Annotated in this window: 20 protein-coding genes and 1 tRNA gene; 2 read left to right on the plus strand and 19 right to left on the minus strand. The window is 44.1% G+C overall.

Translation table 11 applies throughout. The features are described 5' to 3' along the window. Positions 1-111: 111 nt before the first annotated feature. The 14 genes from fusA to GCHA_RS16200 all read right to left on the minus strand — a co-directional run bounded on the left by fusA (position 112) and on the right by GCHA_RS16200 (position 18675). Positions 112-2217 (minus strand): elongation factor G, encoded by a 2106-nt coding sequence (fusA, locus tag GCHA_RS16135; protein ID WP_007990123.1) that lies wholly within the window; start codon positions 2215-2217, stop codon positions 112-114. 12 nt (positions 2218-2229) lie between these two features. Continuing rightward, positions 2230-2700 (minus strand): 30S ribosomal protein S7, encoded by a 471-nt coding sequence (gene rpsG / locus GCHA_RS16140; RefSeq protein ID WP_011573499.1) that lies wholly within the window; start codon positions 2698-2700, stop codon positions 2230-2232. Positions 2701-2776: 76 nt separating this feature from the next. Beyond that, positions 2777-3151: a 30S ribosomal protein S12 gene (rpsL, locus tag GCHA_RS16145; RefSeq protein WP_006992809.1), complete on the minus strand. Its 375-nt coding sequence runs from the start codon at positions 3149-3151 to the stop codon at positions 2777-2779. Between the two features lie 209 nt (positions 3152-3360). Then, positions 3361-7548, minus strand: coding sequence for a DNA-directed RNA polymerase subunit beta' (rpoC, locus tag GCHA_RS16150; protein WP_007990130.1), 4188 nt, complete (start codon positions 7546-7548; stop codon positions 3361-3363). Between the two features lie 90 nt (positions 7549-7638). Beyond that, positions 7639-11667: a DNA-directed RNA polymerase subunit beta gene (gene rpoB / locus GCHA_RS16155; RefSeq protein ID WP_007990133.1), complete on the minus strand. Its 4029-nt coding sequence runs from the start codon at positions 11665-11667 to the stop codon at positions 7639-7641. A 277-nt stretch (positions 11668-11944) separates the two neighbouring features. After that, positions 11945-12316 carry a 50S ribosomal protein L7/L12 gene (gene rplL, locus GCHA_RS16160; RefSeq protein WP_007990135.1) on the minus strand — a complete coding sequence of 124 codons (372 nt, stop codon included), beginning with the start codon at positions 12314-12316 and terminating at the stop codon, positions 11945-11947. A gap of 55 nt (positions 12317-12371) precedes the next feature. Continuing rightward, the gene (rplJ, locus tag GCHA_RS16165; protein ID WP_007990137.1) at positions 12372-12890 is read right to left on the minus strand and encodes a 50S ribosomal protein L10; all 519 of its coding nucleotides are present in this window, start codon (positions 12888-12890) and stop codon (positions 12372-12374) included. A gap of 366 nt (positions 12891-13256) precedes the next feature. Continuing rightward, a complete protein-coding gene (rplA, locus tag GCHA_RS16170) occupies positions 13257-13958 on the minus strand; it encodes a 50S ribosomal protein L1 (protein ID WP_007990139.1) in 702 nt (233 codons plus the stop codon). 3 nt (positions 13959-13961) lie between these two features. Next, positions 13962-14390 carry a 50S ribosomal protein L11 gene (gene rplK / locus GCHA_RS16175; protein ID WP_007990141.1) on the minus strand — a complete coding sequence of 143 codons (429 nt, stop codon included), beginning with the start codon at positions 14388-14390 and terminating at the stop codon, positions 13962-13964. A 313-nt stretch (positions 14391-14703) separates the two neighbouring features. Beyond that, the gene (nusG, locus tag GCHA_RS16180) at positions 14704-15276 is read right to left on the minus strand and encodes a transcription termination/antitermination protein NusG (protein WP_007990143.1); all 573 of its coding nucleotides are present in this window, start codon (positions 15274-15276) and stop codon (positions 14704-14706) included. Between the two features lie 2 nt (positions 15277-15278). Further along, positions 15279-15656 (minus strand): preprotein translocase subunit SecE, encoded by a 378-nt coding sequence (gene secE, locus GCHA_RS16185; RefSeq protein ID WP_006992801.1) that lies wholly within the window; start codon positions 15654-15656, stop codon positions 15279-15281. A gap of 255 nt (positions 15657-15911) precedes the next feature. Beyond that, positions 15912-15988 (minus strand) — tRNA-Trp (locus GCHA_RS16190). Positions 15989-16189: 201 nt separating this feature from the next. After that, entirely contained in the window at positions 16190-18031 is a 1842-nt protein-coding gene (locus GCHA_RS16195) for an ABC transporter ATP-binding protein (protein WP_007990146.1), read from the minus strand. 23 nt (positions 18032-18054) lie between these two features. Continuing rightward, entirely contained in the window at positions 18055-18675 is a 621-nt protein-coding gene (locus GCHA_RS16200) for an RraA family protein (RefSeq protein ID WP_007990148.1), read from the minus strand. Positions 18676-18939: 264 nt separating this feature from the next. Here GCHA_RS16200 and GCHA_RS16205 point away from each other — a divergent pair, with 264 nt between their 5' ends. Together GCHA_RS16205 and GCHA_RS16210 are read left to right on the plus strand one after the other, a co-directional pair. Further along, the gene (locus tag GCHA_RS16205; RefSeq protein WP_007990150.1) at positions 18940-19731 is read left to right on the plus strand and encodes a class I SAM-dependent methyltransferase; all 792 of its coding nucleotides are present in this window, start codon (positions 18940-18942) and stop codon (positions 19729-19731) included. Between the two features lie 148 nt (positions 19732-19879). Next, a complete protein-coding gene (locus tag GCHA_RS16210) occupies positions 19880-20218 on the plus strand; it encodes a PilZ domain-containing protein (protein ID WP_013752858.1) in 339 nt (112 codons plus the stop codon). A gap of 80 nt (positions 20219-20298) precedes the next feature. Here the strand turns inward: GCHA_RS16210 and dbpA are convergent, their stop codons facing one another. The 5 genes from dbpA to pyrC all read right to left on the minus strand — a co-directional run bounded on the left by dbpA (position 20299) and on the right by pyrC (position 25285). After that, positions 20299-21678 (minus strand): ATP-dependent RNA helicase DbpA, encoded by a 1380-nt coding sequence (gene dbpA / locus GCHA_RS16215; RefSeq protein ID WP_007990154.1) that lies wholly within the window; start codon positions 21676-21678, stop codon positions 20299-20301. A 27-nt stretch (positions 21679-21705) separates the two neighbouring features. Continuing rightward, a complete protein-coding gene (locus GCHA_RS16220; RefSeq protein WP_007990157.1) occupies positions 21706-22395 on the minus strand; it encodes a crotonase/enoyl-CoA hydratase family protein in 690 nt (229 codons plus the stop codon). A gap of 79 nt (positions 22396-22474) precedes the next feature. Then, positions 22475-23206 carry a substrate-binding periplasmic protein gene (locus GCHA_RS16225; protein WP_007990159.1) on the minus strand — a complete coding sequence of 244 codons (732 nt, stop codon included), beginning with the start codon at positions 23204-23206 and terminating at the stop codon, positions 22475-22477. Positions 23207-23426: 220 nt separating this feature from the next. After that, positions 23427-24251 carry a substrate-binding periplasmic protein gene (locus GCHA_RS16230; RefSeq protein ID WP_007990161.1) on the minus strand — a complete coding sequence of 275 codons (825 nt, stop codon included), beginning with the start codon at positions 24249-24251 and terminating at the stop codon, positions 23427-23429. A gap of 2 nt (positions 24252-24253) precedes the next feature. Beyond that, on the minus strand, positions 24254-25285 hold the full coding sequence (pyrC, locus tag GCHA_RS16235; protein ID WP_007990163.1) for a dihydroorotase: 1032 nt from the start codon (positions 25283-25285) through the stop codon (positions 24254-24256). Between the last annotated feature and the right edge of the window lie 52 nt (positions 25286-25337).

Below are 25337 nucleotides of genomic sequence, written 5' to 3' on the forward strand. Positions count from 1 at the left end.
GCCAACGTTTACATGGGGTTTAGTACGTTCAAACTTTGCTTTTGCCATTTTACAAATTTCCTAAGTTAAAAACCCGGCCCTACTCATGTAGTAAACCGGACCAGACCTTTATTAAGATTGACGAGCGTCAATAATGGCTTTCGCAACATTATTAGGCGCTTCTGAATAATTAAAAAATTCCATTGAATATGATGCTCTTCCTTGCGTAGCTGAACGCAAGTCAGTGGAATAGCCGAACATTTCTGATAATGGCACTTTAGCAAGAACAATCTTGATCCCAGCGACACCGTCTTCCATACCTTCTATTACACCGCGTCGGCGATTTAAATCACCAACAACATCACCCATCCAGTCTTCTGGAGTGGTAACTTCAACTTTCATTGTGGGTTCAAGCAATACAGGTTTTGCCTCAGCAGCGCCCTTTCTAAAACCCATTGAACCAGCGATTTTAAACGCCATTTCAGAAGAGTCAACATCATGATATGAACCGTCGAACAAAGTTACCTTTACATCAAGTACAGGATAACCTGCAAGCACACCATTTTGCATCTGTTCGTGGATACCTTTATCAACAGACGGAATGAATTCTTTTGGAATTGCACCACCGACTATATTGTTAATAAATTCGTACCCAGCCCCTTCTTCATTAGGCTCGATTGTTAACCAAACATGCCCGAATTGACCACGGCCACCGGATTGGCGAACAAACTTACCTTCAACGTCGACTTTGCCACGAATAGTTTCGCGGTAAGCAACTTGAGGTTTACCTACATTGCATTCGACACTGAACTCGCGTCTCATGCGATCTACAATGATATCAAGATGAAGTTCACCCATCCCAGATATAATTGTTTGTCCTGACTCTTCGTCAGTTTTAACTTTAAATGATGGATCTTCAGCTGCCAGCTTACCTAGTGCCAATGCCATTTTCTCTTGATCGGCTTGAGAGCGAGGCTCTACTGCAATGGAAATAACCGGCTCTGGGAAGTCCATCCGTTCGAGTGTAATGATATGATTCGGATCACACAAGGTATCTCCGGTAGTCACATCTTTAAGACCAATCGCCGCGGCGATGTCACCTGCTCGAACTTCTTTAAGTTCCTCTCGGTCCTTAGCGTGCATCTGCACGATACGACCAAAGCGTTCACGTTTAGCTTTGACTGGGTTATAAACGCTGTCACCTGTGTTAACCACACCTGAATAACAACGGAAAAAAGTCAAAGTCCCTACAAAAGGGTCGGTTGCGATTTTAAATGCTAGTGCAGAAAAAGGTGCGTCATCATCCGCTGGACGTGAAGCTTCTGTTTCAGCATTGTCATCTAGAACACCAGTAATTGCAGGAACATCTATAGGTGCAGGTAAAAATTCAACTACCGCATCTAAGACGGCTTGCACACCTTTATTCTTGAAAGCTGAACCACAGGTCGCTAATACTATTTCATTATTAATAGTACGCTGGCGCAATGCTGTTTTGATTTCTTCTTCGGTTAGCTCTTCGCCTTCCAAGTACTTGTCCATCAATTCGTCATTGGCTTCTGCGGCGGCTTCTACAAGTTCAGTGCGAAGCGCTTCTGCACGGTCTTGCAAATCAGCTGGGATACCTTCATAGGTAAATGTCATGCCTTGATCAGATTCATTCCAATTAATGGCTTTCATCTTAATCAAATCGATAACACCTCTGAAGTTCTCTTCTGAACCGATATTGAGGTGAATAGGAACACAGTTAGCACCGAGTCGTTTGCGTATTTGGCCAACCACTCGTTCAAAATCTGCGCCCGCTCTGTCCATCTTGTTAACAAACACCACCCGAGGGACTTGATATTTGTCAGCTTGACGCCAGACGGTTTCTGATTGGGGTTCTACACCAGAAGAACCACAAAATACGACAACGGCACCATCAAGAACACGCAAAGAACGTTCTACTTCAATGGTGAAGTCAACGTGTCCAGGCGTGTCAATGATGTTTATGCGGTGTTGGTCGTATTGCTTATCCATACCTGCCCAAAAGCAGGTCGTAGCCGCCGAAGTAATGGTAATACCGCGTTCTTGTTCTTGCTCCATCCAGTCCATGGTGGCAGCACCATCATGAACTTCACCGATTTTATGTGACAAACCGGTATAGAACAAAACACGCTCAGTCGTCGTGGTTTTACCCGCGTCGACGTGAGCCACGATACCAATATTTCGATAGCGATTGATAGGCGTTTTACGAGCCATAGCTTTCTCTTATTACCAACGGTAGTGAGCGAAGGCTTTGTTGGCTTCGGCCATACGGTGAACGTCTTCACGTTTCTTAACCGCAGAACCTTTGTTTTCTGCAGCGTCGAGCATTTCAGCTGCAAGGCGTTGAGCCATTGATTTTTCACCACGTTTACGAGCAGCGTCAACTAACCAGCGCATACCTAGGGCATTACGACGAACAGGACGAACTTCTACTGGTACTTGGTACGTAGAACCACCCACACGGCGAGATTTAACCTCTACCGTAGGACGGATGTTGTCCAAAGCGTCTTCGAAAATTTCTAGGTGTGACTTGCCAGCTTTATCAGCAACAATGTCGAGTGCACCGTAAACGATTTTTTCAGCAGTCGATTTTTTGCCATCTAACATGACAACGTTCATAAATTTTGCAAGTAACTGCGATCCGAACTTAGGATCCGGTAGGATTTTGCGTTGACCTACAACTCTTCTTCTTGGCATCTTAATTCTCCGTAGAATTCAGGAATATCCCAAAACTCAATTAATACTTTAGTTTGGCCTTACTAACGGAGAACCGTTAAGACTTAGGCCTTTTTGCGCCGTACTTAGAACGGGCTTGTTTACGTGAACTTACGCCTGCGCAGTCTAATGTACCGCGAACAGTGTGGTAACGAACACCTGGTAAATCTTTAACACGACCACCACGGATAAGAACAACACTGTGCTCTTGTAGGTTATGGCCTTCACCACCGATGTATGAAGAAACTTCAAAACCGTTGGTTAAACGAACACGACAAACTTTACGTAATGCAGAGTTTGGCTTCTTTGGAGTGGTGGTATATACACGAGTACATACACCACGGCGTTGTGGACAGGCCTGCAATGCCGCTACGTTGCTCTTCGCATCGGGCTTTTGGCGTGGCTTGCGCACTAACTGGTTAACTGTTGCCATTAACTAGCTCCTGGTTAAAATTACGACTGAGAATATCCTTACATAGGATATAAAACGCGAAAAATCCGCGACCCAATTTCTGTTACCAAATTTCGGGTCGCGGAAGTCTAATGACCAAAGTTTGACCTGTCAAGCTAGAACGCCAATAAAGACTGATTAAGGCCTAAATTGGCGTCTATACCATCTGGGTTAACAAATGATCTTATTTTTTACTCATCAGATGATGGCGTATCCATAACTTCAGCATTTAGTGCTTCAGTTAAGGCTTGCTCAGCATCTGCTGCAGATACAGATAGTTCTTCAACTGCCTGACGCTCTGCTAGTTTTCTTGCAGTTCGTTTTTGGTGATACGCAAAACCGGTACCGGCTGGTATCAAACGGCCTACAATAACGTTCTCTTTCAAGCCACGTAATTCGTCTTCTTTACCTTGCACTGCTGCTTCGGTAAGTACACGAGTTGTTTCTTGGAAAGATGCCGCTGAGATAAATGACTCAGTGGACAACGACGCTTTCGTGATACCCAATAACTGTGTTTCGTACTGAGCAGGGATTTTGCCTTGCTTTTCCAATTCACGGTTAGCGATTTTCACGTTTGAAACTTCTACTTGCTCACCTTCTAGGAAGTTACTGTCACCTGCATAAGTGATAAGACACTTACGTAGCATTTGACGAATAACCACTTCGATGTGCTTATCGTTAATTTTTACCCCTTGTAGGCGGTAAACTTCTTGTACTTCATTAACGATGTAGTTAGAAACTGCACTAATACCACGTAGGCGTAAGATGTCATGCGGAGACTCTGGGCCATCAGCAATAACTTCACCTTTCTCAACGTTTTCACCTTCGAATACGTTAAGTTGACGCCACTTAGGAATCATCTCTTCGTATGCATCAGCGTCTTTCGGCGTGATAACTAGACGTTTCTTACCTTTGGTTTCTTTACCCCAACCAATGGTACCTGATACTTCAGCTAAGATAGCTGGCTCTTTAGGCTTACGAGCTTCAAACAAGTCAGCAACGCGAGGAAGACCACCGGTAATATCACGTGTTTTCGAGCTTTCTTGAGGAATACGCGCTAACACATCACCAGGCTTAGCCTGCATACCGTCGGTTGCTTCAATCGTGGTGAAACTAGGTAAACGAATTTCTTGTAACCCGTGCTCATCACTTTCAAGGATTAGCTTAGGCTCTTTCGCATTCGCTTTAGATAAGTCATTAACAACGATACGTGTTAGACCCGTCAACTCATCCTGTTGCATTTCAGTGTTACTGTCATCGATGTCAGCAAAGCTGATTTTCGCCTGACGCTCTGTAACGATTGGATGCGAATGCGGGTCCCAGTTAGCGACAACTTCGCCACTGGTAACAGTTGAGTTATCGTCTGTGGTCAAGATAGCACCGTAAGGTACTTTATAACGCTCTTTCTCACGACCTTGATCATCAATAATGGTGATCTCAGTTGAACGAGAAACGATAACAACTTTGTCGTCTGTGTTGCGAACATACTTAGCGTTATGCAGTTTCAATGTACCTGTGGTTTTCACCTGTACGCTGTTTTCTGCAGACGCTCGTGATGCCGCCCCACCGATGTGGAACGTACGCATGGTAAGCTGTGTACCCGGCTCACCGATTGATTGTGCTGCAATAACACCAACCGCTTCACCGTGACCGACCATGTGACCACGTGCAAGGTCACGACCGTAACACTTAGCACATACACCAAAGTCATTTTCACAGGTAATAACCGAGCGAACTTGGATTTGATCAACCGAGTTAGACTCAAGCATATCAACCAATGCTTCATCTAGTAACACGTTACGTTCTACTAGAATTTCGTTGGTACCAGGCTTTAAGACGTCTTCGGCAACGGTACGACCAAGTACTCGCTCACGAAGCGGCTCAACAACGTCACCACCTTCGATTAACGGTGTCATTTTAACACCTTCGAATGTGCCACAATCTTCGTTATTGATAACCAAATCTTGTGCAACATCCACCAAACGACGCGTCAAGTAACCTGAGTTAGCTGTTTTCAATGCCGTATCGGCCAAGCCTTTACGAGCACCGTGAGTCGAAATAAAGTACTGAAGTACGTTTAGACCTTCGCGGAAGTTAGCCGTGATAGGTGTTTCGATGATTGAACCATCTGGTTTCGCCATCAGACCACGCATACCCGCCAACTGACGAATCTGAGCGGCACTACCACGAGCTCCAGAATCGGCCATCATGTAAACAGAGTTGAAAGAATCTTGCTCTTCCATTTCACCGTCACGATTCATAACCGTTTCTTTCGATAAGTTCGACATCATCGCCTTAGCGACTTTTTCGTTGGCGTTAGACCAGATATCAATTACTTTGTTGTAACGCTCACCCGCTGTAACAAGACCAGATTGGAATTGCTCTTGGATTTCACGTACTTCTGCTTCTGCGCCTTCGATAATATCTTTCTTAGCGTCAGGGATAACCATGTCATCAATACCAACAGACGCACCCGCGATCATCGCGTAATGGAAACCGGTATACATGATTTGGTCAGCAGCAATAACGGTATCTTTCAAACCAAGTGTACGGTAACAAGCATTCAACAAGCGTGAAATTTGCTTTTTACCCATGGCTTGGTTGATTAGCTCAAAAGGCAAGCCTTTAGGCAGAATCAATGAGAAGATTGCGCGTCCAACAGTAGTATCTGTTAGGGTCACTTTTTCGGTTTTTGAACCATCTTCAGCAACATCATACTCAGTGATACGTACTTTAACGCGAGCATGAAGTTCAGCATTACCTGTGCGGTACGCTTTTTCAGCTTCGTGCGGGCTAGTAAATACCATTGCTTCGCCAAGACCATTTACACGGTCACGCGTTAGATAGTAAAGACCTAATACAACATCCTGTGAAGGAACGATGATAGGCTCACCGTTAGCTGGTGATAAGATGTTGTTAGTTGACATCATTAACGCACGCGCTTCTAGCTGTGCTTCGATTGTCAACGGAACGTGTACCGCCATTTGGTCACCATCGAAGTCGGCGTTATAGGCCGCACATACTAATGGGTGCAATTGGATCGCTTTACCTTCGATTAGGGTTGGCTCAAACGCCTGAATACCCAAACGGTGAAGTGTAGGCGCACGGTTAAGTAATACAGGGTGTTCACGAATAACTTCGTCTAGAACGTCCCATACTTCCGGATCTTCACGTTCAACTAATTTTTTAGCTGCTTTAATAGTGGTAGCTAATCCGCGTCCTTCTAACTTTCCGTAGATGAACGGTTTGAATAGCTCAAGTGCCATCTTCTTAGGAAGACCACACTGGTGCAAACGTAGAGTAGGACCAACGGTGATAACCGAACGACCTGAGTAATCTACACGTTTACCCAATAAGTTTTGACGGAAACGACCTTGCTTACCTTTGATCATATCAGCCAAAGATTTAAGAGGACGCTTGTTTGAGCCTGTGATAGCACGACCACGACGACCGTTATCTAACAAGGCATCAACCGCTTCTTGTAACATACGTTTTTCGTTGCGCACAATAATGTCAGGTGCAGCAAGGTCTAGAAGACGCTTCAAACGGTTGTTACGGTTAATCACTCGACGATACAAATCGTTCAAGTCAGATGTTGCAAAACGACCACCATCAAGCGGTACCAACGGACGTAAATCAGGTGGCAATACTGGTAAAACAGTCAGAATCATCCACTCTGGCTTGTTACCAGATAATTGGAAAGATTCAAGCAGTTTCAAGCGCTTGGTGATTTTCTTACGACGTGTCTCAGAGTTAATGCTAGGCAATTCTTCACGCATAGCAGCAACATCAGCATCGACGTCTAGGGCTTTTAGCAATTCGAAAACCGCTTCTGCACCCATTTTCGCTTCAAATTCATCACCATGCTCTTCTAACGCGTCCAAGTATTCTTCTTCAGAAAGAAGTTGGCTGCGCTCAAGCGTCGTCATGCCAGGCTCGGCAACAACATATGATTCAAAATAAAGCACACGTTCGATATCACGAAGTGTCATATCAAGCATCAAGCCGATACGTGACGGTAATGATTTAAGGAACCAAATATGTGCAACTGGGCTTGCCAGTTCAATGTGGCCCATACGCTCACGACGTACTTTGGTTAACGTTACTTCAACGCCACATTTTTCACATATAACACCACGGTGCTTAAGGCGCTTATATTTGCCACATAAACACTCGTAGTCTTTAACCGGTCCAAAAATACGCGCACAGAATAAGCCATCACGCTCAGGCTTAAATGTACGGTAGTTAATGGTTTCTGGCTTCTTAACTTCACCAAAAGACCATGAACGGATCATGTCAGGTGACGCAAGACCAATTCGGATATTATCGAATTCTTCGGACTTGTGTTGTTGTTTAAGAAACTTTAATAAGTCTTTCACATTACTCTCCCAGCGGAGTCAGTTGAAAAAGCCTGATGGATGGATTAACACCCATCAGACTATCCTGTCTATAAGCACTGCAGACGCGGCTTATTGTTCTTCCAGCTCGATGTTGATACCCAGTGAGCGAATCTCTTTCAACAATACGTTGAATGATTCAGGCATACCAGGTTCCATGCGATGGTCGCCGTCGACGATGTTTTTATACATCTTAGTACGACCATTCACGTCATCAGATTTCACTGTCAACATTTCTTGCAAGGTATAAGCAGCACCGTATGCTTCCAGTGCCCATACTTCCATCTCACCGAAGCGCTGACCACCGAATTGAGCTTTACCACCCAACGGTTGCTGTGTAACCAAGCTGTACGAACCAGTTGAACGAGCATGCATTTTGTCATCAACTAAGTGATTCAGTTTCAACATATACATGTAGCCAACAGTTACAGGACGTTCAAATTCACGTCCTGTACGGCCGTCAAACAAAGCGATTTGTCCACTTTCAGGAAGATCAGCAAGCGTAAGCATATGTTTGATTTCAGCTTCAGTAGCACCATCAAATACTGGTGTTGCCATAGGCACACCTTTACGCAAGTTGTCTGCAAGACGAGTAATTTCGTCATCGCTGAAGCTATCAAGATCCACTTCTTGGTCAGTTGTGCCGGCGCCGTAAACTTCTTTAAGGAAGCCACGTAGCTTAGCCATCTCTTCATGCTCTTTGAGCATGCGGTCGATTTTCACACCGATACCATGTGCAGCCATACCAAGGTGAGTCTCAAGGATCTGACCGATGTTCATACGTGACGGTACACCCAACGGGTTCAATACGATGTCTACCGGCGTACCGTTTACATCGTAAGGCATGTCTTCAACGGGTTTAATGGTTGAAATAACACCTTTGTTACCGTGACGACCAGCCATCTTATCACCAGGTTGAATTTGACGTTTAACGGCCAAGTAAACCTTAACGATTTTAAGAACGCCTGGTTGAAGATCATCGCCTTGAGTGATCTTGCGTCGCTTAATTTCGAACTTCTTATCGAAATCAGCTTTGATTTCAACAAACTGCTCAGCGATTTGATCAAGCTCAGTTTGGGCGTCTTCATCTGTCAGCGTCAGGTCGAACCATTTTTCGCGTTGAGCAGACTCTAAACGAGACTCTTCGATACCTGATTTAACCAACAAGTTTTTAGCACGAGCGAAGATACCATCAGCAAGAATATTGAATTCGTCTGATAAATCTTTCTTCACTTGACGTAACTGCATGCCTTCAATTTCAAGTGCACGCTTATCTTTTTCTACGCCATCACGGGTAAATACTTGTACGTCAATTACGGTACCGCGAACGCTGTTAGGCACACGCAATGAAGTATCTTTAACGTCTGATGCTTTTTCACCGAAGATAGCTCGTAAAAGTTTCTCTTCTGGCGTTAGTTGCGTTTCACCTTTAGGAGTAACTTTACCCACTAAGATGTCGCCACCTTTAACTTCAGCACCGATGTAAACAACACCTGATTCATCTAATTTACCTAACGCAGATTCACCTACGTTTGGAATATCAGAACTGATTTCTTCAGGCCCTAACTTGGTATCACGTGCCACACAGCTCAATTCTTGAATATGAATTGTGGTGAAACGATCTTCCATAGCTACGCGCTCAGAGATCAAGATTGAATCTTCGAAGTTGTAACCGTTCCAAGGCATGAATGCGATACGCATATTTTGCCCTAGTGCTAGCTCACCCAAATCAGTAGATGGGCCGTCAGCCAGTACGTCACCAGCAACAATCGGCTCACCAACGTTACACGTAGGACGCTGATTGATACAGGTGTTCTGGTTAGAACGGGTGTACTTGGTTAAGTTGTAGATATCGATGCCCGCTTCGCCGGCAACGGTTTCTTCTTCATTAACTTTTATAACAATACGGCTTGCATCTACGTAGTCGACTCGTCCACCACGTTTAGCAACAACAGTAACGCCAGAATCAACGGCAACTGTTTTTTCCATACCGGTACCAACAAGAGGCTTATCAGCGATAAGCGTTGGTACTGCTTGACGTTGCATGTTTGCACCCATCAAAGCTCGGTTAGCATCATCGTGTTCTAGGAACGGGATAATGCTGGCAGCGATTGAAACGATTTGCTGCGGAGAAACATCCATGTAGGTGATCTCAGAGCTTTCTTTCAATGTCGTTTCACCGCGGTGACGACAAGGGATCAAATCATCAGCAAGGCGACCGTTCTCATCAAGAACAACGTTAGCCTGTGCAATTGAGAATTGACCTTCTTCGATTGCTGATAAGTAATCGATTTCGTCAGTCACTACACCGTCAACGATTTTACGGTATGGCGTTTCAAGGAAACCAAAGTCATTTGTACGAGCAAAGCTCGCCAATGAGTTGATCAAACCAATGTTTGGTCCCTCAGGTGTTTCAATTGGACATACACGACCATAGTGAGTCGGGTGTACATCTCGTACTTCAAAGCCTGCACGTTCACGTGTTAGACCGCCTGGGCCTAAGGCTGAAATACGACGCTTATGGGTAACTTCAGACAACGGGTTGTTCTGATCCATAAACTGTGACAATTGGCTTGAACCAAAGAACTCTTTAACCGCAGCCGAAATAGGCTTAGCGTTAATCAAGTCTTGAGGCATAACCGCATCTAAATCGCCTAAGCTTAAACGTTCCTTAACGGCACGCTCAACACGCACTAGACCAACACGGAATTGGTTTTCAGCCATTTCGCCAACAGAACGAATACGACGGTTACCCAAATGATCGATATCATCCACGTCGTCTTTACCGTCACGAATGGTGATCAGTTGCTTCATTACGTCAACGATGTCGTCTTTATCTAATGTACCAGCACCGATTGATGTTTCACGACCTAAACGACGGTTGAACTTCATACGTCCAACAGAGGATAAATCGTAGCGATCTTCGGAGAAGAACAAGTTAGTAAATAACGTTTCTGCTGCGTCTTTCGTTGGTGGCTCACCAGGACGCATCATACGATAAATTTCAACCAAGGCTTCTAAGCGGTTAGTTGAACTATCAATGCGTAAGGTATCAGAGATATAAGCACCGTGATCAAGTTCGTTAATATACAAAGTTTCAAACGTTGTATATCCGGCCTCTTTAAGGGCCAAAACATTTTCAAGTGTTAATAAATCGTTTGCAGCGACAACGAGTTCACCGGTTTCTTGATCCACGTAATCACACGCGAATACTCGGCCAACTAGGTATTCAGCTGGTACTTCAAGTTCAACGATACCGGCTTTTTCAAGCGCACGGGTATGACGAGCTGAAATACGACGGCCTGCTTCTACAAGCACATTGCCATCCGAGTCTAAAATATCGAATTGCGCAGTTTCACCACGAAGGCGATCTGGCACGATATCAGACATGAAACGATTACCGTCGATACGTACTTGGTTCTTCTCGAAGAACATACCAAGAATTTCTTCGGTAGGAATTTCTAATGCACGTAGCATGATAGTCGCGGGCAATTTGCGGCGTCTATCTATACGAACATAAAGGTTATCTTTAGGGTCAAATTCAAAGTCTAACCACGAACCACGGTAAGGAATAACGCGGGCGTTATATAACACTTTACCTGATGAGTGAGTTTTACCTTTATCGTGATCAAAGAATACGCCTGGCGAACGGTGTAACTGAGATACGATGACTCGCTCAGTACCGTTAATGACGAAAGTTCCATTTTCAGTCATGAGCGGAATTTCGCCCATGTAAACTTCTTGCTCTTTGATGTCTTTTACTGTGCCCGGTGCTGCTTCACGATCGAACAACACTAAACGCAACTTAACACGCAAAGGCGCTGAAAAGGTAACACCACGGATTTGACATTCTTTTACGTCAAATACGGGCTCACCTAAACGGTAACTTACGTACTGTAATTCTGCGTTACCAGAGTAACTTTTTATTGGGAAAACTGATCGAAATGCTGCTTCCAGTCCATGCTGACCATCGACGTCAAGGTCAATAAACTTTTTAAAAGAATCTAGCTGGATTGAAAGTAGATACGGTATTTCCAATACCTGTGGGCGTTTGCCAAAATCCTTACGGATACGTTTCTTTTCGCTATAAGAGTAAACCATGGGTTCCTCAGCCTGCCGATTTTTGACCCAACTTGCTAAATAGATTGTCTATAAAGCAAACTTCCAGCACCCTTTATTTTACACTTTAACCGTTTACCAAAGTCATTAAGAGGCTTACTTAACTTATTGGTTTTATTTAGGTTTAAATGTAATTTGCGCTAACAAATAGAATAAATTTTAAAGGATGAAAATACTTTATCCTACAGCGCAAAAAGGCTGGTGATTATAAAATCACCAGCCTAAGCCTTTTCAGGCTAGTAACCTGTCGTTAGACAGATTACTTAAGCTCAACTTCAGCGCCAGCTTCTTCAAGCGTCTTCTTAAGTTCTTCAGCTTCTTCTTTAGCAACGCCTTCTTTAATCGCTTTCGGAGCAGCTTCAACTACTTCTTTAGCTTCTTTCAAGCCAAGACCAGTTGCGCCACGTACCGCTTTGATTACAGCAACTTTGTTACCACCGAAAGATGTCAAAACAACATCGAATTCAGTTTGTTCTGCAGCAGCTTCACCAGCAGCAGCAGGAGCAGCGGCAGCAACAGCAGCAGTAGCTGTTACACCGAATTTTTCTTCTGCAGCTTCGATAAGCTCAACAAGGTCCATTACTGGCATTTCAGCAATTGCGTTTAAAATATCTTCTTTGGTTAGAGCCATTTCTCTAAACTCCTGGGTTTAATGATTAAAAATTTAAATGTACAAAGGAACCAAATTATTTGGTTTCTTTGATCGCCGCCAATACACGCACAAACTTGGAAGGAACTTCGTTGATAGTTTGAACGAATTTCCCAACAGGTGCTTTGAAGGTTGCAAGTAGTCTTGCAAGCGCTTCGTCGCGGGTAGGCAATGCTGCTACTGCGTCCAATTTCTCTGGACCCAAAAGACCACTACCAATAGAAAGGGCAGTTACGTTTAACTTGTCATTCGTTTTAGCGAAATCTTTAAAAAGACGCGCCGCACCACCAGGTGCTTCAATCGAAAATCCGTAAATTAACGGACCAGTTAAGGCACTTTCCAAATCAGCAAACTGAGTGTCGGCTAAGGCACGTTTTGCTAGAGTGTTTCTTACAACTTTAAGAAATACGCCTTGCTCGCGAGCTTTAACACGAAGTTCAGTTAGTTCTGATACTTCCATACCACGGTATTCAGCAACGGCAACGGATAGAGCTTGAGATGCAACTTCGCTAACTTCTGCGACGATCTCTTTCTTTGCTGCTAAGCCTAGTGCCACTGTGTTCACCTTCTTTAAGTCTGAAAAGCCTATTACTTAATAACACTTTTCAGGATTCACAGATTGATAAAACGCTCATTATTGGTTACCCAACAATGAATATTTTACCGCTCTACGGTGTTCGTTAATCCCAGAGAGTCTGAGTCGAAATCACCGTCTGCGCAGGCTATTGTTTTAAGTAAAGCATTTATGATCTTTCAATCAGTGTGACTGCTCTCTTACTTCAGTCACTGCTTTACGCCTGCGGTCTTGGACGGGAGTCATATATTGAAAACAATAATGACTCCAACCCATACCTTTCTAGAGAGAATAAGTAACCGATATTTCAGTCACTTACAAGTGCCTTAGCTAAACTAAGGCAAAAAATTAGCTTGCTGCAGTCAGACTAGCTTGGTCGATGGTAATACCCGCGCCCATAGTCGTGCTTAAGCTAATTTTCTTGATATATACGCCTTTAGCCGATGAAGGCTTAGCTTTCTTAACTGCTTCAATTAGTGCAGCTAAGTTTTCTTCGATTTGGTTGCTTTCAAAAGCAATCTTACCGATGCTAGCGTGAATGATACCATTCTTATCGTTACGGTAACGAACTTGACCCGCTTTAGCGTTTTTAACCGCTGTAGCAACATCTGGAGTTACTGTACCTGTTTTAGGGTTAGGCATTAAACCACGTGGGCCTAAGATTTGACCTAACATACCTACAACACGCATTGCGTCAGGAGAAGCAACAACAACGTCGAAGTTCATTTCGCCTTTTTTCACTTGCTCAGCTAAGTCTTCCATACCGACGATGTCAGCACCAGCTTCTTTAGCGGCTTCAGCGTTTGCACCTTGAGTGAAAACAGCAACACGTACTTCTTTACCAGTACCGTTAGGTAGCACTGTTGCGCCACGTACGTTTTGGTCAGATTTACGTGCGTCGATACCAAGCTTTACAGCCACATCAACACTTTCAGCGAATTTTGCAGTAGCAAACTCTTTCAACAAAGAAACAGCTTCGTTGAATTCATATTCTTTAGTCGCTTCAACTTTTTCACGTATAAGACGAGCGCGTTTAGTTAATTTAGCCATTTCTTATCCCTCTACTACCAAGCCCATGCTGCGTGCAGAGCCAGCGATGGTACGAACAGCTGCTTCTAAGTCAGCTGCAGTTAGATCTGGTTCTTTCGCTTTAGCAATTTCTTCTAGTTGCGCAAGCGTCACTTTACCCACTTTTTCAGTGTTAGGACGACCAGAACCACTTTTGATACCAGCCGCTTTCTTAAGCATATAAGAAGCAGGTGATGTCTTAGTAACGAAGGTAAAAGAACGGTCTTCGTAAACAGTAATTTCTACTGGAACGGGAGAACCTTTTTCCATGTCACCTGTTTTAGCGTTGAATGCTTTACAGAATTCCATGATGTTAACGCCTTTAGCACCTAATGCAGGGCCAACTGGCGGACTAGGGTTAGCAGCACCAGCCGCAACCTGTAATTTGATAATGCCTGTGACTTTTTTAGCCATGATAATACTCTCAATTAATGGGTCAAACGCCTCGCAAACACTGAGAATGTTTGCTTAATTGGCTCCCCGTTCAACAAAAAGGGCCGCGAATTATAGACGACTTATTAGCCCTTCGCAACCATTATGTACGAACTTTATCCAATTTATCGTCACTTCGATATTGAATAAAATTCTTCTTTAAAAACAAAAAAGATGCCTAATTAAGCATCTTTATTTTAATTTCTTCGACGCCATCCTTGGCGCCAATTGCCAGTCAAACCATCCGAAGGTTTGCCGTTAATCCAGGCGGCGCAGTGCACCTAAAGAGACTGGATTAACCCTTCTCGACTTGGCCGAATTCTAATTCTACTGGTGTTGAACGACCGAAAATAAGCACTGATACTTTTAAGCGGCTCTTTTCATAATCCACTTCTTCAACCACACCGTTAAAGTCAGCAAACGGACCATCGGTAACTCGTACCACTTCGCCAGGCTCGAACAATGTTTTTGGTTTTGGCTTATCAACGCCTTCTTCAAGACGGTTCAAAATCGCATTCGCTTCTTTGTTCGTAATAGGCGCTGGACGGTCAGATGTTCCACCAATGAACCCAAGAACACGAGGTACACTTTTCACTAAGTGCCACGAGTCTTCATTCATATCCATTTGCACTAACACATAGCCAGGGAAAAATTTACGTTCGCTTTTACGCTGTTGGCCAGAACGCATTTCAATGACTTCTTCGGTCGGAACTAAGATTTCACCGAAATAATCTTCCATCTCATGCATTTTAATGTATTCAAGAAGTGTCTTTTTCACGCGCCCTTCATATTGAGAGAACGCCTGAACTACATACCACTTTTTATCTGACTTTTCTGGCACGTCTGGATTTTCTGTAACTTCTGACATGATTAAATTCCTAAGCCGGTAATGAAAGAAACTAACTGTACAATAATGAGGTCAAGCCCCCAAAGCACGAGTGACATGAAAGCAGTAGCAACTAAAACGATAATCGTCGTTTGCGTTGCTTCTTGGCGCGTTGGCCACACTACTTTCCGTACTTCTGTGCGAGCATCTTTAGCGAATGTCAAAAAGCTGCTACCTTTTTCTGTTGAAGCGGCAATAAAACCGGCAACAAGAACAGCTGCGACCACACCAAGTGCGCGATAAAGTACTGATATATCTTCATAGATGGAATTTGCTGCAACAGCACCACCCAACAAAACCAAAACAACTAGCCATTTAACTAAGTCTAATGGATTTGAACTATTTTCCGCTTTTTCGCTCATGCTATTACCTAATACTAACTTAATCGCGACGTTATCAATGGGACAATCGTCTGCCTATACACTTAGTTTCAATGCCAAAAGTGGCAGGGGCGGAGGGATGATCTCAGTTACGTCCTTGTAACTGACCGCAAGCGGCGCTGACGCGGTTCAAATCATTCCAGATGACTTGCCGAACCCGTGGGCTTTCTCATCCCTCAACCTTCTACATTTGCACTACTCAGTCGCAGTATTACGCGACTATGCTTTTACTTAATTTGGCAGGGGTGGAGGGATTCGAACCCCCAGCCATCGGTTTTGGAGACCGCTGTTCTACCAATTGGAACTACACCCCTAAAATACTGCTTTAACCCCTCACCTATCATCTAAATTGAGAGATTAAATTTGCTTACACCATCCTTGTGACGTCTTAGATTTTTTGTGGAAAAATTTAGAATCACCAATAAGGAGGGAGGCGTATTATACTTATTAGTCCGTGTTATACAAGATGCAAACAAGGATAAAGCATACCCTCAAAGTATGCTTTATCGAATACATCATTCAACGCCGATAAAACCACCGGTTTGGTGAGCCCACAACTTGGCATAAATTCCTTGCTGAGCAAGCAACTCGTTATGTGTGCCTGACTCTACAATTCGCCCCTCGTCTAGCACCAACAATCTATCCATTTGTGCAATCGTAGACAATCGGTGGGCAATGGCGAGCACGGTTTTCTCTTCCATTACTTTATTCAAGCACTCTTGTATTGCTGCTTCTACCTCTGAATCTAGTGCCGAGGTAGCCTCATCTAATATTAGAATGGGTGCGTCTTTGAGCATCACTCTTGCTATTGCAATTCGCTGGCGCTGCCCCCCAGAAAGCTTCACACCACGTTCACCTACTTGGGCGTCATAGCCTGTTTGGCCGTGTAGATCAGATAAGTTCTGGATGAATTCATGAGATTCGGCCTGTTTAGCAGCAGCTAACATTTCCTCTTCGCTTGCCCCTAAGCGCCCATAGAGAATGTTGTCTCGTACCGAGCGATGCAGTAACGAAGTGTCCTGGGTCACCATACTTATGTGCGAGCGCAGACTCTCTTGGCTAATTTCGCTGACGTCTTGCCCATCAATCAATATTTTACCACTTTGCACATCAAAGAAACGCAGGAGCAAATTGACTAGCGTTGATTTACCCGCGCCAGAGCGCCCCACTAACCCGACTTTTTCTCCTGGCTTAATATCAATATTTAGCTTATTGAAGACCTCAATTTGTTTGTTTTCAGGCCCAGGATAATGAAAACACACATCAGCAAAGGTAATCGCACCACCACTAACATTCAGCGGCTGAGCATTCTCAACATCTTTTACTGCGGTCGGCTTAGACAAGGTATTGATGCCGTCTTGTACCGTACCGATATTCTCAAAAAGTGATGACACCTCCCACATGATCCACTGCGACATACCGTTTAAACGTAAACACAAAGTTATGGCAATCGCGATATCTCCTGGGGTCACGATTTTTTCTAACCAAAGAAAGATAGCCAAGGTACTGATTGAGAAAACCAGCAAAGCATTACTAAACCACACACAGGTATTGAGCAACGTCACCAAGCGCATTTGCGGGTGCACGGTTTGTAAGAAGCCATTCATGCCCTCATAGGCGTAATCGGCTTCGCGACTGGTATGTGAGAAAAGCTTCACCGTGGCGATATTGCTATAACTGTCTACGATTCGGCCTGTCATCACGCTACGTGCGTCGGCTTGTCTTTGGGCAACGCGCTTCAATCGCGGCACAAAATAGCGAAGTACACAGATATAAACACACAACCAAATAATTAACGGTAAGCTCAAACGCCAATCAATTGTAAAGACCATGACAACGATGCTAAGGAAATAGACACTGATATAAACCAGCAAATTCAGCAGTTGCATCACAGACTGACGAACAGACAAAGCCGTTTGCATCACTTTCGTTGCTATGCGCCCGGCGAATTCATTTTGAAAAAAACTCACACTTTGGCCAATTAAGTACCGATGCGCTTGCCATCGTATGCGCATGGGATAATTGCCCATCAGCGTTTGATGGTTAATCAAAGATTGCAATGCCACGCAGCTCGGTAAGATGATCAACACCACGGTGCCCATCCATATTAGACTGCTTCTTTCTTCCGATAAAAACGTATCAGGATCTTTAGAAGCCAACCAATCAACTAACTGCCCCACAAAGCCAAATAACGACACTTCTAACATAGCAATGGCGGCGGCAAGTATTGATACAGCAAAAATCGCCGGCCACATGCCTTTGGAGTAATAACGACAGAACGCCACTAACCCTTTTGGGGGCTGCTCGGGCATATCTTGGGGAAACGGCTCTACTAGCCGTTCAAAAAATGAAAACATATCAACAACTTATTCGGGAATAATTAATCTTCAAAGCCTAGCGCTTTTAACGTCGCTTCGATCTTGGCCTCATGTGCGGCTCGCCACTCACTTAACGACATAGCAGCGTCTTTGTCTGTTCTGGCTTTGCCTAAACGATAAGCTTCTTCCGCTAGATCTTGTGGAATAACCGCAATCCCTTCTTCATCAGCGACGATAATGTCTCCAGCGCAAACTCTTACCCCACCACATACAATCGGTTGATTAAACGGAAGGATCTGTTCTTTTTTAGCGGGTTTCGGCATTACGCCACGAGCATAAACAGGAAATTGCAACTCTCTTACTTCAGCTAAGTCGCGAATAACCCCATCGATAACAAAGCCGGCAATTCCACGCTGCTGGGCAATAGCGCAGACGTTTCCGCCTGCACTAGCAAAATCTGGATCGGCTTGCACTACGATAATATCCCCTGGCGCAGCGCGATATATTGCCGCATGTAGGCTTAAGTGATCACCCTTTGCGCATTTAACCGTAAATGCTGGGCCCGCTATACGTGGCATTTGTGGCCACAATTCACGAATTGCTCCATCTACAAACTGCTCACGCCCCAACCCTTCTGAGTATTCACAGGGAGACACTTTTACAAAATCCGCCATGGTTAACATATATCACCCTATATTTTTATTTACTCACCGCACGTTAATTCGTTCTATCATGGTTTCATTAAGCACTCGTGCTTAATGAAACTATATACACCTAGCAGGTTTACTCGATACCTTTGCTAGGTATAAATCAACGTAATTGAAATTCTTTGAACCTTGTTCCTATCTATCATAAATAGTATCTCGTTTACCCGACGCTGGCATCCGCTAATTGCCAACATACACAATATCCATAACGCTGAACACACTGTACTTTTAAGGATTAACATGCGAACCAAAGCAACTCTTACTCTACTGGCAGCTTTCATTTTATCGAGCTTTATCACACACGCTAAAACGACTTTGTCCTCTGAGCAAATTAGCGCATTACTGTCGTCTGCAGAACGTCCTGTACAGGATGCTGCGAGAGACGAGTCAAGACAACCTGAAAAAATATTGGCATTTACCGGCGTGGGTGCAGGTCAGCACGTGCTTGACTTTTTCGCTGGGGGTGGCTGGTACAGCGAGCTATTTTCTAAAGCGGTAGAGGCTCAGGGCAAAGTTTATGTACAGAATGACGAAGTGATATGGCGTTTTGCAGAAAAAGGGTTAAATGAGCGAACGAAACAAAACAGACTTAACAATCTAGTGCGGTTCGATAATATGCCGATTGTGGATATGACGATCCCTGAAAACAGCCTAGATTTAGTTTTTACCGCCCTTAACTATCATGACTTATTCTTTACGCACAGCACCGAAAACGGTAAAAATGTCATGCTTAGAGACACCATAGTTGACTATAAAGCAGCACTCAACAAGATCAAAGATGCAATGAAGGAAGACGCTGTTTTCGTCATTATTGACCACGCAGCTACTCCAGGCTCTGGTTATGATGCAGCCAACAATTTACATCGAATCGATCCTGCGGTGGTTAAATTCCAAATGCAAGAAGCTGGATTCAAACTCATCGAAGAGGCCTTTTATCTGCGCAATCCTAATGATGATTTGAATACGTTAGTGTTTGACCCCAGTGTGCGCGGTACAACAGATCGATTTGTGTATAAATTTACTAAGCTTTGAGGCAAATTTAGCGCCATAGGCTACATACATGACACAAATGGACGCTATATTGTTCAAGGTCAATTTTAATCCCGAAAAAACATGACGTTTGTTATAAGTTTTGTATACTTACAAAGCCTGTTACGTAACGTCAAAAAGAGAGGTTTGAATGTCCTTGTATCATCGTACCAGCAACAGGGCGCCACTCGCTCTGGATGTCAGAATTCGTCATATGGGAAAAGAGATGGGTGACTCCTGTACTCGCAATATAAGCCCTTTCGGTGCATTCATTGAAATGCCAGAACCAACATTAAGCACAGATGATTTTATTGAAATGTATTTTATGGATGAAAAAAATGACAATGCCTACTTACTGCAAAAAGGCTTGATTACCCATTGCAGCCAAGAAGGTATTGGCGTTTTGTTTGCCTACGATTCTGATGAGTTTAGGCAGATGCTGCATAAGAAGATGCCTAAAAAGCATAGAAGTAGAATCTTTTCGAGTTAACTATTTTTCCTAGCGAAATTAAAGCAAAAAAGGCGCTGAGTTCTTCACTTAGCGCCTTTTTCATATTCAAATTTAGTACCCTAGTTGAATTTACGTACTTTGAACTTCTTACCTTTAATTTTCCCTTCGCCTAACTGGCGCATGGCGCGCTTCACGCTGCGCGTTTTGACCGCCACATAAGCATGAAACTCAGTAATATGTATTTTCCCTATATCATCACCCGGAATTTCTGCTTGCTTAGTCAATGCCCCAAGGAGGTCGCCAGGTCGCAATTTCGCTTTTTTCCCACCATCAACACATAAGGTCGCATACTGAGGTTGAACAAGACGATTCACATGAAAACGCATGGCCTGAATGCCAGTCCACTTCAATTTAGCTTTTTGATAGTCTTCGATTGCATTGGCCCTAGCCATTTCATCAGGCGCCACCAGCGTCAGTGCAACCCCTTTAGATTCCGCTCGTCCAGTTCTACCAATTCGGTGGATGTGCACCTCAGGGTCAGGCGTGATGTGATAACTGATCACCGCATTGACTTCTTTTATATCTAGCCCGCGAGAAGCAACATCGGTGGCCACCAATACCGATACACTTTTATTGGCAAAGCGCACCAACACCTGGTTACGCTCACGCTGCTCTAAGTCACCATGCAAAGCCAGCACTGACACACCTAGTGATTGCAAACTATCAGCCACTTCCTGACACGCGATTTTAGTATTGCAAAAAACAATCGCGGATTCAGGCTGATAATGACTTAAAAGAGCAGCTGTTGCCTTGGTTCGATGCGCATCGTCTACTTCAAAAAATACTTGTTGAATCGAATCTGTGTCATGGGTTGACTCGACAGTCACTTCTAAGGGATCTTTTTGCACTTGACCACTTATCGCTGCTATCGATTCCGGATAAGTAGCAGAAAAAAGTAACGTTTGACGCTGTGCAGGCACGCTTTTAATAACGGCATCCATTTCATCTTCGAACCCCATATCGAGCATGCGATCCGCTTCATCCAGCACCAAAGTATTGACTTCAGATAGGTCCAATCGGCGTTTATAAAGATGATCCATTATTCGACCAGGCGTTCCCACTATGATGTGGGCACCATGTTCTAGCGAGCCAATTTGTGGGCCCATGGGTGTGCCACCACATAAGGTCAAAACTTTAATGTTGTGAATAGCCCGCCCTAAACGACGGATCTCTAGAGCAACTTGCTCGGCCAATTCTCTTGTTGGGCACATCACGAGGGCCTGAACGCGAAAACGCTTTACATCTAAATTGTGTAACAGCGCCAATCCAAATGCCGCAGTTTTACCACTACCGGTTTTCGCTTTCGCTACTACGTCTCGCCCAGCCAATATGGCAGGCAATGTATCAGCTTGAATATCAGTCATTTGACTGAAACCCATACTTTGCAAATTATCTAGCAAGGCTGGCTCAAGCCCCAGGGAAGAAAATTCCTTACTCACAACACTCTCTCATTTATATATTAATCGCTAAAGACTCCCGCCACGGTCAACTTCAATCGCTTTATCTAGCGCGTCTAACAGTCCGGCACGAGCTTTTAACTTAGTTTGTCTATGGGCTTTCATATTCAATTTGGTCATCGCTTGCGCGGTAGCTGCAACAGTTTGCTCAAAGGCTTCTGGTGCTACAGCGACATCTAGGAAGCCGGCGGTAACTGCGTCATCAACCGATACCATTTCAGCTAAAATGACCGAGCGATTAAAGAAAACTGGCGCTAATCGCCCCCGCGCTAACTCTAATCCTGCTTGATGCATAGTCATACCAATGGCGACTTCGTTTAAACCAATCTTAAATTTACCTTGAATCCCAATACGGTAATCTGACGCCAAAAGTACAAATGCCCCTTTAGCGACTGCATGCCCAGTACAGGCAGCAATGATAGGATAATCAAAAGAAAGCATTCTACGCGTCAACGTCGAACCTTTCTCAACTAATTTCATTGCCGCTTCCATACTTTCTTGCATAACTGATAAATCATAGCCAGCAGAAAACATACCTGGCTGGCCTTTTAACACCACCACGGCTTCATCAACGATAGCTTTGTCTAAAGCGGCATTCAGTGCATCGATCATATCATGAGAAAAAGCATTCACTTTGCCATTGTTTAGAGTAATTGTTGCAACCTTGTCATCACATTGGTATTGCACTAAATCAGTCATGTTGGTTCCTTTTATTTTTATGTTTTAGGTAAATTGTCTGAGGCGCGAATTGTTATAGCGCTTAGCTCATTGGGGCCCATTAAGGCTCATTAATCGCCATCAAGCCTACGTTTTTATTAATGATGCGCTGCATTTCACCTGAGCGATGCATTTCAGCAATAGCAGCATTCACCTCTGGCATTCTTTGGGCCCACTCAGGTGAAAACGCTAATGGTATTTCATCTTTCTCCCCTAAACCGCCAAGGTAATACACAGGCTTTTGATCATTGCGCGAATCTATAGTCCAGGTGGCACGATATGTATTGGTATAAATAAGATCGCATCTAGACTGCTGAAGTAATTCGAATAATCGGGTATGGCTGCTCACATAAATGGGCGAGATCATGCCAGCGCTTAACCACTGAGTCAGTTCTGGGTATTGATAATTCTCGCGTAAACACACCGATTTACCTTTAACCTTAGAAAGCACATCAGTTTTAGGTGCTGGTTGCTCAAGCCCATAAAACGCATGGTTATAACTAAATACTGTGCCGCTGAGCACAAACGAATTAGGTGATGCTAACCATTTTCTGGCGATAAAACCGGCATCAGCCTTGTGCTCGAGAATATCTTGATCAATTTTATTTCTTGCGGTGGGTAGATAGCGTACTTCAAGGTCAAGTGACTGCCCGATGTAGCGCAATATATCTGTGTACAAGCCTTGTTCGCTATGCGTTTGTTGATCATAACTGTAAAACGGTAAGCTCTCAGAGTACACAACCGCGACAACCAGCTCTTGAGAATGGCTTTTAGTATATCCAGGCTTGCTCACCAGCAAACAAAAAAAGAGGAAGAAAAGCCTGTTACAAAACACCTGATGGACTCTTGCGCATTGAGGTATACCCTCATTAATATGGATGAATGTCAGAGTGACTCAGTGTAATGAGATGTGAAACTGATGGCTATCACTTTAATGAATTGCTTCAAATCAATTGCAGATATACGTGGAAATTTTCACATACTGAGTATGTAAGAAAGAAACAAAAAAACCGCTACCACAGGTTCAAAACACCGTTTTCAATATGTAACTTAAAAGGTCCTTGCTCCTGTAACCTAGTTAGCCAGTTTTGCTGAATTCGATGAAACTCAGCACTGTTTAGGAACCGCTCAGCGGCTGCGTTCAATTTATCAATGTGTCGAGTATCGCTGTTTTTAGACATAGCGATATAACTAGTGAGGACATCGTATTGATATAGCAACTCGAAACGCGAGCAATCTGCGTCTTGCTTAAAGCAAAAATAACGCAGACCCGCATCGGAAAAAAACAACGAACGCAACTTACCTGCTAGTAGGTGAGATACAGCAGAATCATAATCATCATATGGCGCCACATCTCGAATACTTTCTGCTATCAACACTTTATGCCGAAAGTCACTTTCAAGCACACCTATGGGTGTGACATTGTTAACATCAGATAATGTAGCAATGGGCTTATCACTTGAAGGGTTACCCAGCACACCGTATACATTGGAGGTAAGGGGTAACACCCAATGAAAATCCTCTTCACGCTCGGGTGTACGAGCCAGAGGAAAAACCAACACATTTGGTTTGTTTTTAGATTCTTGGATTAAGCGCTCCCAAGGCGCCGCTAGGATCTCTTGTTGAATATCAGCTTCTGCTAATATCCCCTGCACCACCTCAATTAAGTACCCTTCAAGCTGCCCTCTTTCATTACGCAAACTAAAAGGGGGCTCAAGGGAGGTAAGTACCCAGAAATCTGGCTCGGCTGTGTTCACTTGCGCAAGCGCTCGGGTATTTAGCATCAAGCTGAATACTAACCCGAATAAAAATAGCCCAAGCGCCTGCTTAAAAGCCATGTTTACTTAAGCGCCCACTGTACAGTTTGCCCTGCAAAGAAAGGTACTATCAGCTCGCCGTTAGGCAAGGTAATCGACTCCGGTACTTGCCATGCGTCTTTGACTAAGGTGATTTTTTTTGTATTGCGTGGCAAACCATAAAAATCCGCCCCATGATGACTGGCAAACCCTTCAAGTTTATCTAAAGCGTCTAACTCCTCGAACACCTGTGCATACAGCTCTAATGCGCTCCATGCGCTATAACAACCGGCGCAGCCGCAAGCAGACTCTTTGGCTTGCTTTTCATGTGGAGCAGAATCTGTCCCTAAAAAGAACTTACTAGAGCCGGTCGCAACAGCTTTGCGCAAGGCTTGCTGATGTGTGCTGCGCTTCAATACGGGTAAACAAAAATTATGTGGTCGTACACCGCCTACCAATAAATCATTACGGTTTAATAAAAGGTGTTGAGGCGTAATCGTAGCAGCGACATTCTGAGAACTGGTATTGACAAAGTCCACCGCGTCGCTCGTGGTGATGTGTTCAAAGACCACTTTTAATTGCGGAAACTGGTCCACAATTTTCACTAAAAACTTCTCAATAAATAACTTTTCACGGTCAAAAATATCCACGTGACTTTCGGTAACTTCACCATGAATGAGCAGCAACAACCCCTGCTCAGCCATTTCTGCGAAAACGGGGAATAACGCCTCAATCCCTTTCACTGCAGCATCTGAATTCGTTGTAGCCCCAGCTGGGTACAATTTAGCCGCAACGACTCCCGCTTTTTTTGCCGCTCGAATATCTTCAACCGTCGTATTATTGGTTAAAAAAAGTGTCATTAAAGGTTCGAAATCACTGCCTTGTGGTCGCGCCGCTAATATCCGCTCGCGATAGGCGCTAGCCAACTCTGCATTAACAACAGGCGGCACCAAATTAGGCATAACAATGGCGCGTTTAAATGTCCTGGCGGTGGCTGGCACGGTTTCAAGCAACATATCATTGTCGCGGAAGTGTAAATGCCAATCGTCTGGCTGGGTCAAGGTGATTTGCTGCATGTTTTAGCCTTAAGTCATATTGTATTAGGACATTGTTCAGCCATAGTATGCC

This window comes from Paraglaciecola chathamensis S18K6, assembly GCA_000314955.1.
GTDB lineage: Bacteria > Pseudomonadota > Gammaproteobacteria > Enterobacterales > Alteromonadaceae > Paraglaciecola > Paraglaciecola chathamensis.